At 40.8% G+C, this 12090-nt stretch carries 13 protein-coding genes; 2 read left to right on the top strand and 11 right to left on the bottom strand.

Annotation, left to right across the window (positions count from 1 at the left end; translation table 11 throughout):
* Positions 1-363: 363 nt before the first annotated feature.
* Both NIES592_RS03460 and NIES592_RS03455 read right to left on the bottom strand, forming a co-directional pair.
* Positions 364-918 (bottom strand): Dps family protein, encoded by a 555-nt coding sequence (locus tag NIES592_RS03460; protein ID WP_016871267.1) that lies wholly within the window; start codon positions 916-918, stop codon positions 364-366.
* 432 nt (positions 919-1350) lie between these two features.
* Positions 1351-2142, bottom strand: a complete 792-nt coding sequence (locus tag NIES592_RS03455) for an SAM hydrolase/SAM-dependent halogenase family protein (RefSeq protein WP_062248625.1) — start codon at positions 2140-2142, stop codon at positions 1351-1353.
* Between the two features lie 202 nt (positions 2143-2344).
* Between NIES592_RS03455 and NIES592_RS03450 the strand changes: the two genes are divergently transcribed.
* Positions 2345-3037, top strand: coding sequence for a serine/threonine protein kinase (locus NIES592_RS03450; protein WP_016871266.1), 693 nt, complete (start codon positions 2345-2347; stop codon positions 3035-3037).
* 115 nt (positions 3038-3152) lie between these two features.
* On the opposite strand, the gene NIES592_RS03445 is transcribed toward NIES592_RS03450, so the two are convergent.
* The 3 genes from NIES592_RS03445 to trpB form a co-directional block, all read right to left on the bottom strand.
* On the bottom strand, positions 3153-4481 hold the full coding sequence (locus NIES592_RS03445; protein WP_062248626.1) for a GTPase family protein: 1329 nt from the start codon (positions 4479-4481) through the stop codon (positions 3153-3155).
* A 6-nt stretch (positions 4482-4487) separates the two neighbouring features.
* A complete protein-coding gene (locus NIES592_RS03440; protein ID WP_073554979.1) occupies positions 4488-5993 on the bottom strand; it encodes an FAD-dependent oxidoreductase in 1506 nt (501 codons plus the stop codon).
* 234 nt (positions 5994-6227) lie between these two features.
* On the bottom strand, positions 6228-7466 hold the full coding sequence (gene trpB, locus NIES592_RS03435; protein ID WP_073554909.1) for a tryptophan synthase subunit beta: 1239 nt from the start codon (positions 7464-7466) through the stop codon (positions 6228-6230).
* Positions 7467-7631: 165 nt separating this feature from the next.
* On the opposite strand from trpB, the gene NIES592_RS03430 reads away from it, so the two are divergent.
* The gene (locus NIES592_RS03430; RefSeq protein ID WP_062248627.1) at positions 7632-7979 is read left to right on the top strand and encodes a translation initiation factor; all 348 of its coding nucleotides are present in this window, start codon (positions 7632-7634) and stop codon (positions 7977-7979) included.
* A gap of 324 nt (positions 7980-8303) precedes the next feature.
* Here the strand turns inward: NIES592_RS03430 and NIES592_RS03425 are convergent, their stop codons facing one another.
* The 6 genes from NIES592_RS03425 to sipA form a co-directional block, all read right to left on the bottom strand.
* Complete coding sequence (locus tag NIES592_RS03425) at positions 8304-8942, bottom strand: (2Fe-2S) ferredoxin domain-containing protein (protein WP_073554908.1); 639 nt, start codon at positions 8940-8942, stop codon at positions 8304-8306.
* Positions 8943-9008: 66 nt separating this feature from the next.
* Positions 9009-9245: an Asr1405/Asl0597 family protein gene (locus NIES592_RS03420; RefSeq protein ID WP_062248629.1), complete on the bottom strand. Its 237-nt coding sequence runs from the start codon at positions 9243-9245 to the stop codon at positions 9009-9011.
* 530 nt (positions 9246-9775) lie between these two features.
* Positions 9776-9970, bottom strand: a complete 195-nt coding sequence (locus NIES592_RS03415) for a DUF2949 domain-containing protein (RefSeq protein WP_009456211.1) — start codon at positions 9968-9970, stop codon at positions 9776-9778.
* Positions 9971-10290: 320 nt separating this feature from the next.
* Positions 10291-10779 carry a hypothetical protein gene (locus NIES592_RS03410; RefSeq protein ID WP_062248631.1) on the bottom strand — a complete coding sequence of 163 codons (489 nt, stop codon included), beginning with the start codon at positions 10777-10779 and terminating at the stop codon, positions 10291-10293.
* 382 nt (positions 10780-11161) lie between these two features.
* Positions 11162-11719 carry a peroxiredoxin gene (locus NIES592_RS03400; RefSeq protein ID WP_062250742.1) on the bottom strand — a complete coding sequence of 186 codons (558 nt, stop codon included), beginning with the start codon at positions 11717-11719 and terminating at the stop codon, positions 11162-11164.
* Between the two features lie 38 nt (positions 11720-11757).
* Positions 11758-12003, bottom strand: a complete 246-nt coding sequence (gene sipA, locus NIES592_RS03395; RefSeq protein WP_016870117.1) for a regulatory protein SipA — start codon at positions 12001-12003, stop codon at positions 11758-11760.
* Positions 12004-12090 lie beyond the last annotated feature (87 nt).

Raw genomic sequence — 12090 nt, 5'->3', positions numbered from 1 at the left:
GTATTGTTATGTTTTGCGTAAGTCCTGTTTATATCTAATTTACATGTAGGAATGATGTAGCTTTTCTCACTTGCTTGATGATGAATTTGATTTTTATTAGTTATTTTTCTCAATACAACTGTAATTTAATTTTTTAACTCTATATAAATTAAGTTTTCAAATTTTAGAGTTATTTTACTCAAGAATATTTTTTACAAACAAAATAATAATATAATTCTCTAGAACAGGGACACTGTGCGTTGATATATACAAGAACAAAAAGACAGAGAAAAATTATATCTCTGCCTTTTTTATAATTTTTTTTACAACTAACACTTGCAAATTTTTTTGAAGTTTAACAAAAGCGTTTAAAGAAATTAGGTGTTAGTTTTGAACACGTTGAACGAAACCTAAAGTTAAACTGTCCTTAGCAAGAAAATGAGCTAAATGGTAAGCTCTTTCCTCTGTTTTCAAAAGGATTTTTTCGTAGAGGTAACGTGTAGCGCGATCGCCTAAACTCTCTGCCTGAGAAGCTTGGCTACGGAGCAATTTAATAATAGCCTGCTCTGCCTTGAGGTCATTTTCTACCATGTCACGGCTAGAAAAGACGCCATCTATTTCTTGTTCAAAGCAGCACAGTTCTGCCAGTTTGGCAAAAGTAGCAACTGGTACTCCTCCCAGGCCATTTAAGCGCTCACCAATGTCATGGATATGCTCTTGTATTTCTTTATAGCTATCGTTAAAAAATTCGTGCAGGGAGTAGAATTCTGCACCTTCAACTACGAAATGATGCTTTTGGTACTGTAAAGCCAGACCTTGAAAACTAGCTAGAACAACGTTAAATCCTTCGCAAACTGGAGCGGTAACACTGCGATCCAGCAACACAGGATTGTCATAAACTTGACCAAAATTTTGTAATAAAGTTTGCGTTTCAGACATTGTTCTCCTCGCTTTTGGGCAGCTATAGTTTCTAACTGCTTAGGTTTTTACATATTAGCATTTTAAAAACAAAAACCAACTGGAGCAATATGATTAAATTCTGATTTTTTTACTAAACCAAACTTCTGTATATTTATTATTGAAAATACATATCATCAAATCGTTTGACATATACTAGCCATCAAGAGCAGTGAGCTACACAACCGAGCAGTAGGCGTCTGTTTTCGTTTGTTAACAATGAATAGATTTTGTATAAAAGGTAAAATTTTTCATTAAGTAGAAAGAAATGAAGTGCCAATGTAAAATCTCACCCCTTCTGTTTGCATCGGAGAGCAAAATAATTTCATGCATTCAGAGAAAAATGTGTTCAAGTTGATTATTGGCTCTAAATTTTCATTTTTCTACGATTGTATGAAACCATTTTGACTCAATTTAGACTATCCGAGTCACCTGCTGATTCAAGCGGGGTCTGCCAAAACGTTCCCAAGCATTACCACCCCGTAGAAATAATTCCATCCAACGTAATGGTTCTCCTGACTTAGCCAATTGCCAACCTGAACTACCAGGAGCAAAAGCCAGAGTTCCCGAAGGAACTTTAAAACTACCATCAGAATAGACAGCATCACTAACCACATCTCCAATGCGGATCACAATTTTGCTTTCAGGCTCCAGATTTACTGTATGTGCTGCAATAGTAGTTTTGATATTGCCGTAACCATCAATCCAGGCAATACGATCGCTTGGTACATCCGGAATTTGCTCAGGCAGCAGGCTGTCTCCTAAAATACTAAAATCTTCACTCGCGATCGCAGCCGCCGCAGGTGGAAAGACATCCCGTGAGCGAAATTGTGAGCCACCGCGAGAAACATTCACCGTTCGCAAGACTTGACTATGATGTTTGATAAATGACAGAGTGTAGCCCGCATTTACACCCACTACTTTGACACCATTAGATAACAAAGCATAGGTTAATCCCTCACCCTCATTGTCCCAACGGGCTTCTGGATCATCTTGGCGAGGAGCGCAGTTGTGATAAATTAGGCGATCGCTAGGCCCAGGGTTCAGCCCTAGTTGAGCTATCCAAAAACCTGTTGCCAAGGTACTGAAGGGAGGAACGGAAAGCAGATGAATCTGGGCTTGAGGGAAAGCTATCAGCAGACGTTGGCTGACTTCAGCAAATGCCGGATCTCCTGTACCGTAGTCTGCAATGACGCAGATAAACATTTTGCTCCTCCAGGTTAGGAATTATAATTGGCGATTTCATATTCTGTTCACCAGCAGTCTAGTTGCGATCGCAACTAGATGCAAGAATTTTAAACAACATTGTGTGTGAATTCTGGAAATTCAGCTAGGCTAAGAATTACACTAAATCATCTAGCCGTGATGTATATTTCCGAACAGCTTTATCACTCTCAGGGGAGTCAGTATGGATGGATCGCTCATAGATCAATTTATAGAGACTGTTCACCAAGAATTAATTCCCAGGTTACAGATTGAGAGCATAGATCCCCATGATCCTGTAAAAATCAGCTATCTTCCCCATCCTTGGCAACGGCTGGGAGCAGGAAATTATGCTGCGGTCGTCTACCATCCTGATTACCCAAACTGGGTAGTCAAGATTTACGCACCCGGACGCCCAGGCTTTGAGGAAGAAGTAGAAGTCTACCGTCGTATCGGTTCTCACCCTGCCTTTTCTGAGTGTCTTTATGCTACCGAGGGCTTTTTAATTTTGAAACGGCTACACGGAGTCACTCTCTATGACTGCATCCATCGCGGTCTACGTATCCCCAAGCAGGTTATCAGAGATATCGACGAGGCCCTAGACTATGCACGTAGACGGGGACTATATCCCCATGATGTCCACGGGCGTAATGTCATGATGCATCACGGTAGGGGATTAGTTGTAGATATTTCAGACTTCCTGCAAGCAGAAAAATGTTCAAAATGGGACAATCTAAAAAGAGCATACTATTGGTTATACCGCCCCATTTTCTCCCCATTGCGACTCAGGCTTCCTTACTTCATCCTAGATATTGTTCGCAAGAGTTACCGCTTCTTAGGTAAGTTAAAGAATTTTTGCAATCACCTCACGCATAAAATTTTAGGTTTGAGATTTTGATAGTGTTGGTTGATAGTAGTTAGTAGTTAGTAGTTAGTAGTTAGTAGTTAGTAGCTAGTTGTTAATTATTGCTTGGTTATTTACTACTACTCACACTCCCCACACTCCCCACTTCCTACTTCATCCCCTTAAAACGTGCTTTCGCTTGCTTAAACGCATCTTGCATCACAGATTGAATTTTTTGGGGATCAGGTTTTTTACCTCCCAGTAAATCACCAAAGTATACACAGGCTCCTTCCCCTAATGCCCAAGTGTAGGCAGCAGCCCAAGAAGCAGCAATAACGCTACCGAAGCCGGGTATAAATTTAACTAACTCCCGCGCTACCGCCCTTGCAAAAAAACCACCTGCGATCGCACTGACTACACCACCAGCTTGAGAAGGGGTGAGTGTCTGCCCATATAATTTACCTAACAGCCCGACCATTGATACTTGCAATGCAATTAACACAGGCATTGTCGCTAATGGTAGTGGTGTGGCTGCGATCGTCGCTGCAATCACGGCAAATGCCAGAGTATAACGGCGTCCTACATCTCGGTAGAGATTACCAATTTTCTGACCAGTTTCCTGATCTAATAATTGATGAATTGCTCTTGCTTCGGCTTCTGGAAGTAAATCTGCTAGAGTATCCCTCAAAACCTCCAACCCATAAAACACTGGTGTATAGCCATCTTCTTCTAGCGTAAAGTCGATGATCACAGAGCGATCGTACAGTCCAGCAAAAGTATCCTGTATGGCATTAAAAGCGCGGTTGACCTCTTCATATGCTGGTGGATACTCTGGATGATCGGCAGCATCAGCAGGATAAACTTCATGTAAGCAGGTAACTGCCAACAAACAAGGAATATCGGGATATTTTTGACGTAACTCCTGAGCAATTTGTTTGAGTGTATCGGTGGCGAAATCATTAATTTTGATAGTGAGAATCATGACTTTCGCACCACGACTCTCTTTTTGCAAATCGCCAACTAATTCTTGAAGGACTATGTCAGTATCTTGATTAACATCACCTAGCCCGACTGTATCCGTAAAAATCAGTAAAGGAAGGTCATTGGAAGGATAGGCGTAACGTTGGGTGTGTTGGGTATGGGGGCGAAATCCTTGACCAACTATTTCGGCCGAAACTCCTGTCAATCCTCGTATAATTGAACTTTTTCCAGCCTGAGGCTTACCAAGCAATAAAGCTTCTGTGGTGGGCAATTCTGCTCGTACTTGCTCTAGAATCTCTGCAACTTGAGCTTCGTTGACACTAAACCATTTTACAAAAGACTGTGAAATTTGTTCTACAGGTAATAATTCTATCAATCGTGCTGTTGTTTTATTCCAAACACTCGCGATCGGATTAGTGTTGGAATTATCTACCGACTCTTTGTTGACATCATCAGTCGGTTCATTTGACTTTTGAATATTTGCTGACTGCAAGTCAGATTCACGTTGCTCAGTCATTGTCCTCTAAAAAATATCTTTAAAATAGACAAAATAAGGTAATAATAAAAATCCAAAAATAACTGCTAGAACAAGTAAATATAATCTTTGGGTGGTGCGTTGAGCCATAACCATGATTTCCTGATAGGAAAGCTGGTGATTTTGAATCATAAAAAAGGCTGGTGGACTAAATACATGTGGTAGCAAACGATTGAGTAAAAGCCGGAAAGCAAAATTAATACTCCACAGCCACTTGCGAACAGGAGCTTGGTTATACTGCCACGGATAAGCAATTTGAGCAAGACGTATCAACGCTTTGGTATCCGGTAAACGCCAAGACTCATATAAAGGTAAGGCATCTGAAAGTTTATTATCACTTTTTTCAAGTGCCTCATTCAAGATATAAACATCTTCTAATGCTGAATTTACACCTTGTCCAATATCAGGTGGAAAGCAATGAATCGCGTCTCCTAAAAATACTATGCCTTTGTCTGGTTGTTGTTTGAACAAAAAGTATAATCTAGAAGAATATTGAGGATTGGGAAAGTAACCACCTTCACTTTTAGCAAAGCGTTCTGCTTCTGGAAGCGACAAAATTTTGTTGATAGGTAATTGGGGGAAAGCTTGCTCAATAAAATCATAAACTTCCTCACCACTTTTTAATTCCCAAATTTGATGGTCTGGATATGTAATGATATTGGCGCTACGAGGCTCATCAGGATTTTTCAGAGGTAACAAACCCAGAGATAAAGAACGCTGACGTTTCCGAAATGCCCCACGAATACCATAGGCCATTGTGCTGACGGCATTTTCTTTGTCAGCGTGATCAAGAGAAAAATTTGGCGGTAAACTCAATACTTTATACCTCAAACCTGAGCTAGGTGAGGGAAATTTCTTCATTTCAAATCTGTTTGATGTAGATCTATCCCACTTTTTCAGGGTCTCCCGCACAATAGAGTTGATCCCATCACAACCGACAAGAAAATCAGGCTCAAATTTGGTTTTACTGTTATTGTTTGTTTGGGCAAAAACTTCTAGCTTTGCTGCATCTTCACTATCTATATCTATTTTATTGATTTCTAGACATTGCGTGTTGAATAACACAGTTATGTGGTTTGACCAATTTTTTTGTATTTCTTGGTAGAGCAAATTAACAAATGCTCGGCGTGGTATCCAGTAGGCAGTTTTTCGTTTTGGGTCTACAACAGGTACTTTTGATGTTTTGCGGCTGCCATTTGGTTTAATGACTGTTAAATAAAACTCTGTACTTGGTACGCTAAGTGTTGCTAACTGCTGAGTTAGTCCAAACAAGTCAGTAAATTTTTGACCCCGACCATCAATTAAGTAATTAAATGACTTGTCGGGTTCATAATAATCCGCAGTAGGGCGTTTTTCTAATACTGTAATATTTGTCCAACCGCGTTTAGCTAACATTAACGCAGTGGCAAGTCCTGCTGGTCCTCCTCCAACAATCAATACATTTTGGTGATAATGTTGTCTTTCTTTTCCTGCCAAAGACGTTTTGGTAAGCATATGCTTTTTGGTGGCATCATTAGCCATTGCACTTGTGTTACTAACAAGTTGCTGATAGTTGATAGCAAGCGCTAAAGCGCTCACTACAAACAAATTTTTCAGCATTAGTCTGGCTTTTTGAATGTAACACTATAGTCTTGAGTGCAACCAGAATCCTAAGATAGACACCATTTGGGTAATGGGTAATGGGTAATTAATAATTTGTGGTTGTTAACTTCATGCCTAATACCGTTCTTATGCCGGATTTAAGAACTTTGCTACTGTCTGCACATCTTTGTCACCACGTCCAGAACAGTTGATCACAATTCGAGGGCTACCGCTAAGTTGGGGACACAGAGTTTCGAGATAGGCGATCGCATGGGAAGTTTCTAGTGCGGGTATAATTCCCTCTAAGCGCGAAAGTCTTTGGAATGCTGCTAAAGCTTCCGCATCGGTAACACTGTAATATTCGGCACGTCCAGAATCTTTTAAATAACTATGTTCTGGCCCCACACCTGGATAGTCTAAACCAGCGCTAATCGAATGGGCTTCAATCACCTGTCCATCGTTATCTTGTAGCAGATAACTCATTGCTCCGTGCAATACACCAACTCGTCCTTTTGTCAAGGTAGCGGCATGTTTATCTGTATCTACACCTTCGCCAGCAGCTTCCACCCCAATTAACCGTACAGATGGCTCATTCACAAACTCGTGAAAAAGTCCCATCGCATTAGAACCACCACCGACACAAGCCATGAGAATGTCAGGCAAGCTTCCCCATTTTTCCATTGCTTGAGCGCGGGTTTCTTGCCCAATCACTGCATGAAAATCCCGCACCATCATTGGGTAAGGATGGGGGCCAGCCACCGAACCCAAAATATAGTGAGTCGTCTCTACATTTGTCACCCAATCCCGAATTGCTTCAGAAGTGGCATCCTTGAGTGTACCTGTTCCCGCCACGACTGGCCGGACTTCTGCCCCCATCAACCGCATTCTAAAGACATTCAAAGCTTGACGTTCCATATCGTGAACGCCCATGTAAATTACACATTCCAAACCAAATCGAGCGCACACTGTCGCCGTTGCTACACCGTGTTGTCCAGCACCAGTTTCGGCAATAATCCGCTTTTTGCCCATGCGTTTTGCCAATAACACCTGACCGATCGCATTATTGATTTTGTGAGCGCCTGTATGATTTAGGTCTTCACGCTTTAAGTAAATTTGCGCTCCTGTGCCATCTGGCCGGGCATAGTGGGCGGTGAGGCGTTCAGCAAAATACAAAGGAGTAGCACGTCCGACATAATCACGGAGTAATTGTTGTAATTCAGCAACAAAAGCAGGTTGATTGCGGTATTGTTCGTATGCTGTTTCTAATTCTGCCAGTGCTGGCATTAGTGTTTCCGGGACATACTTACCACCGAAACGACCGAAGCGTCCTTGGGGGTCGGGCTGTTGATTCGTTTGGGAATTAGGAAAAATTGGAGTAGTAGTCATTCGATTTTGGATTTTGGATTTTAGATTTTGGATTGGTGCGGCATAACAAGACGAACTTCATTATAAAAAAGTCTCAAGCGGATTAGGATAAAAACAGACTAATAAAACAGTTATCAGTTTTTGATAACTGATAACTGATAACTGTTCACTGAATTGTTAAAGTTTATGGCTTCCCCAAAGGATAAATCATCTAGCGATCGCTTTGTCTACCGTGAATTTGGTGACAACAACTCCCCAGCATTAGAAAGACCAACTCAAGAACTACCACCGGAAAAACAAAATTTGCGGGTACAAGCAACTCGCGCTGGGCGCAAAGGAAAGACTGTCACTGTAATTAGCGGTTTTCAAGCCAAACCAGAAACCTTACAAGCACTAGTAAAACAATTGAAAACTCAGTGCGGTACAGGTGGCACAGTTAAAGATAACGAAATTGAAATTCAAGGCGAACACAAGCAGAAAATTCTGGAAATTTTGACCAAGCTGGGGTACAAAGCCAAAATCAGTGGTGGTTGAGATTTAAGTTTTGAGTTTTTGCGACACTCTGTTGTGAGGGTTGGAATTGAAACGCAAAGGAGCGCAGAGGTAAACGCAGAGAAACGCAGAGTAGGATGTTATGGTATTCTCAATGCCTTCGGTGTGCTTGATGCTAAACAAAAGGGTGAGGAAACACACCGATGATCTATCTGTGTCCATCTGTGTCCATCTGTGTTCGATTCTCAAAAATAATTTTCCACAGACGCGAGGAACATCACGTCTCCACCCAACTCAACATAGGGCAAAAAAATAGGACTGAGTATCAAAACCTCAGCAAAATATATTTATTAAATTTCTTTCTTTTTAAATATTTGTACTACTAGCGATCGCTTTTGTCATTTCACTGTCTTGATCTTTAGCAGCAAAATGTTTATCCATCAGCGCGGGTACTTGTGTAGCGAGTATGCGACTATAGCGGGTTTTATCGGGCATAACTAGATTAGGCCCTGCTTTACAATTTTTCATACAGCCAGTGCCTTTAATAGTTACTTGATCTTCTAAACCGCGATCGCTCATAGCTGCTTGTATAGCTTGGCACACTTCTTTGCCGCCACGTTTCATACAATCAGATTTTTGACATACCAGGATTGTTGATTTTGTTGCTTTTGGCTTGGTCTGATGAGGGGAGGACACAGAGAATTTCTCCGCATCTTGTCTTTGCGTCACCGTGTCTATTCTGGCTGCCAAAATTCGTTCAGCTTTCAGCTTAACTTCACCAGTTTTGCGATCGTATTTTTTCTCACCCACAACTTGCAACCAAGTACCACGTGGCAAGCGCCAATCAAAAGCTACTCGTAAATGTTTCGCTAGTTTGACATAACATTCACCTTCAGGAGTCGCGAGCATTAGCCCTTTGAGTTTGTAGCCATCTTTGATCACAAAATCGAGGAATCTTGCCTCCAAACAAAATGCTGTTGTTTCAGTCTCGTGGAATTTACTCATAGTTGTGATCCATTTTTTTACTAGTAAAATCAATGGTTGACATTTAATCCCAAATTGAGAATTCTTTTACCAACACACTTCTAAAGCCCAAATCAATACTTGTCGAGATGCTGTGAATTGCCGCATGACACTCCAAAGTTGAATAGCTGTGTAAGCATTGTCAATTTGAACTGTCAATGGTTGGTTGGTCTCACACCAGCAAGGAATATCTAGTTCCCGCAAACGTTGATAGACCTGCCAACGGTCTGACCAATTCACTTCTACAACGTATTTTGTTCCTAGTTCTGAACTGAAAGACTTCAAGATTGCCGTCCTCAAAGTGCAATAAACTCGCAGTAAATACTGCGCTTTAACTCCGTTGAAATAGATGTTAACGGGAGTAGAACTCCTTAAATTAGCATACCTTAAGTGCAAACTTTTCTCATTAGTTTTTGATAAAAAATCTCAATGATACCCGGAAATTAGAGTTATACTGAGAAATAGGTAGCTATAAGAAGCAATAAGAGAGATAAATCAAATAAATAATGATTTAAAGCTCAAAAGCGAAAATTTCGCTATTTAATCCCAGTGCGATCGCTAGCTGAGGGTATTCTGCTACATTGGATTTGTCCCAATAGAGAAACTTGGACATCAATAGGATAGTTACTTACTGACACGCTTGATTTCTATAGCAAGTGTGCAGATGTACACCCCATTATCTCTACAACGATGGTGCGATATTGTTCGTAGTATTGCAGGTTAGGCGATTTAAAATATCTGCAATTGTATTGACCTGGACATTCGCCACCACTGGTCAAAATACCAAGATTTTTTGCTTTTATTGTGGTTTCACTTCAAACATTCCCCTGTAACCAGTCAAAAATACGATCCAGCTGGTTCAATGTTACTAGCCCGTATTGCCACAAAATTATTGGTAACAAATTTGGGGTCTGTTCAGGATGTCGTAATGCTAACTGTAGATCAGTGGTAGGAATTGCTAAATCTTCTTGCAGAAAATTAAGAAATTGTGCAAGTCTCCCTGGTTCCATATTCGCCACCTATCCTTAGGCAATATGTTGAAGTTATGTTTCTAAAATCTATCTTCCAGCTCTAGCATTGACTTAGCTTGCAAGAGTCACTGTTTATGTTCTTTACTTAACTTTATAGATGTCTCAGTTTTAGTTATTTTTACTTTGAAAAAATAATATCAGCAATAGCGAGGCGTGTAAACTATTTGTGATCAGCAAGATAATGTACTAAAGTGCATAGTTTAGTGGTGGTTCGAGAAAAACTCTGGAACCTGGCTTTACCAAAAAATTTAAGTAGGCATTATAACGCAATCTACTTAGTTAAGTTCGGACACACAAACTTATCTTTCACCCGATTTTTGAGGTTTGTTAATAGGACGCATTGCTTCTCGACCTAGAATAAACATTCCAGTTACACCTAAGCAAACAAACCAAACATATTGATGCCAATATCTCGCTATTTGCTCAATCGGACTTAATTGTGAGTAGAGAGTATTTAAGTAAAGTAGCAGTAAAACTGTCATCAGCGCTCCAAACCCAACAAAACTTAACCCAATCCGAATCCGCAGAGGTCTTAGTTCCCAGTCGCTGATTGTTTCTAAGTCGATTTCTGCTAACTCTTGCAGTGATTCTTCGGCTACACAAGAGGCAATTTGTAAGTTATTCCCTACCTTTGGTGGCAACAATGGTGCTAATGTTGCTACAGTTGGACGCCGTAACAAAGCCTCAGTATCTCTGAGGAATTCCAATGGTTTACGGCTGACAGTAGGCTGAGCAAATTTGAAGTTTTGTGTATTAGTTTTAATGTTTACTTCACTTTTGAAATCCATAGTTATTGCTCCAGAATCAAAAGTCCAAAGTCATGAGCTGTCTGTAACAATTAGTAACTAATCATGAATAACTAATTACCAATTATTCTTACTTATAAGGATATAGTCCTATTAGGATTTGTAGCTATGTTGAACGTAAGTTTGACTAATCCTGCTTTTATCTCTCCCCCAGCCCCTGTTGGAAACGGAAAGGGTAGTAAAAACCTAAAATTTTCGTTGTTTCTCCCTCACTTCGTAGGTGAGAGGCTAGGAAAGAGATTGATTGGACTCACTCGAACTCTTGCATGAATTCTAAAAACCCTCCGGATCCCCCGTCAAAGGGGAGGGTTAGGGTGGGGTAAAAATATTTGTGCAAGAGGTCGACTAAAAAGGCTTAAATAAGCTATGAGGTAGCTTGTTGCAATTCCTCTAGCCGGGCTAATACTTCTTGGCTATGAATAGCTGGATTAACTTTGACAAAAGTCTCTCGCAGAATGCCTTGGGGATCAATGATAAATGTATGGCGTACAGAAACAAAACTCATCCAAGAACCGTAAGCTTTGCTGACTGCGCCTGTTGTATCTGCCAACAGAGGAAATTTGAGTCCTTGTGAATCACAAAATTCAGCGTGAGAATTTACATCGTCAGCACTAACACCAATTACTTGTGCATTTTTTTCGAGGTATTTAGGTAAGTCTTGCTGAAACCGACGGGCCTCTATGGTACAACCAGGGGTGAAGTCTTTGGGATAGAAGTAAAGAACTACCCACTTACCACGATAATCAGACAGAGAAAGTTTACCTTCGCCCGAGTTGGTTGGCAAAGTAAACTCTGGTGCTGGTTGGTTAATAGGGGGAAGTTTGCCACCCAAGGCGTTAGCTGCTGGGGCAAAATTTAACCAACTGATGAACGCAAAACAACTAGCGAATAATATGGTTAAAAAATGGCGGCGAGAAGTCATTGTGCTGACCAGAATCACAACTTAACACAAGTTTACAATTACTCGTTGCTATTCTCAGCTTGGGTAGTTTCTACACTTTCGATATATTGGCTTTCCATCAGAAAAGCCCCCTTAGCAAAACGGACGCCCCAGTATCCAGCAGGACGGCGATCAAGTACTACCCCTTCTTCGCCAATACGAATCACGTCGGGCGGACGCAGCATAGGCATGGGATCAGCGGTTTTGACGTAGGGGGGTAAGGCAATGACACGAACTTTACTACCGATGGTAAATTCTTTAGACATGATTAAAAAGACGAATTATGAATGGTGAATAATGAAAAAAAGCATAGTTCATGATTCATAATTTTTGGAGCGATCGCAAAGTGTGTT

Source organism: Fischerella major NIES-592 (assembly GCF_001904645.1).
GTDB lineage: Bacteria > Cyanobacteriota > Cyanobacteriia > Cyanobacteriales > Nostocaceae > Fischerella > Fischerella thermalis.
This window is presented reverse-complemented; position numbering and strand designations above follow the sequence as displayed.

Bases quoted from the DNA above. Each gene is read 5' to 3' on its own strand.
- NIES592_RS03430 (WP_062248627.1), top strand. From the start codon at position 7,632: ATGGCTTCCCCAAAGGATAAATCATCTAGCGATCGCTTTGTCTACCGT.
- NIES592_RS03400 (WP_062250742.1), bottom strand. From the start codon at position 11,719: ATGACTTCTCGCCGCCATTTTTTAACCATATTATTCGCTAGTTGTTTT.
- NIES592_RS03455 (WP_062248625.1), bottom strand. From the start codon at position 2,142: ATGTTTATCTGCGTCATTGCAGACTACGGTACAGGAGATCCGGCATTT.
- NIES592_RS03415 (WP_009456211.1), bottom strand. From the start codon at position 9,970: ATGGAACCAGGGAGACTTGCACAATTTCTTAATTTTCTGCAAGAAGAT.
- NIES592_RS03450 (WP_016871266.1), top strand. From the start codon at position 2,345: ATGGATGGATCGCTCATAGATCAATTTATAGAGACTGTTCACCAAGAA.
- sipA (WP_016870117.1), bottom strand. From the start codon at position 12,003: ATGTCTAAAGAATTTACCATCGGTAGTAAAGTTCGTGTCATTGCCTTA.
- trpB (WP_073554909.1), bottom strand. From the start codon at position 7,466: ATGACTACTACTCCAATTTTTCCTAATTCCCAAACGAATCAACAGCCC.
- NIES592_RS03460 (WP_016871267.1), bottom strand. From the start codon at position 918: ATGTCTGAAACGCAAACTTTATTACAAAATTTTGGTCAAGTTTATGAC.
- NIES592_RS03410 (WP_062248631.1), bottom strand. From the start codon at position 10,779: ATGGATTTCAAAAGTGAAGTAAACATTAAAACTAATACACAAAACTTC.
- NIES592_RS03440 (WP_073554979.1), bottom strand. From the start codon at position 5,993: ATGCTTACCAAAACGTCTTTGGCAGGAAAAGAAAGACAACATTATCAC.
- NIES592_RS03425 (WP_073554908.1), bottom strand. From the start codon at position 8,942: ATGAGTAAATTCCACGAGACTGAAACAACAGCATTTTGTTTGGAGGCA.
- NIES592_RS03445 (WP_062248626.1), bottom strand. From the start codon at position 4,481: ATGACTGAGCAACGTGAATCTGACTTGCAGTCAGCAAATATTCAAAAG.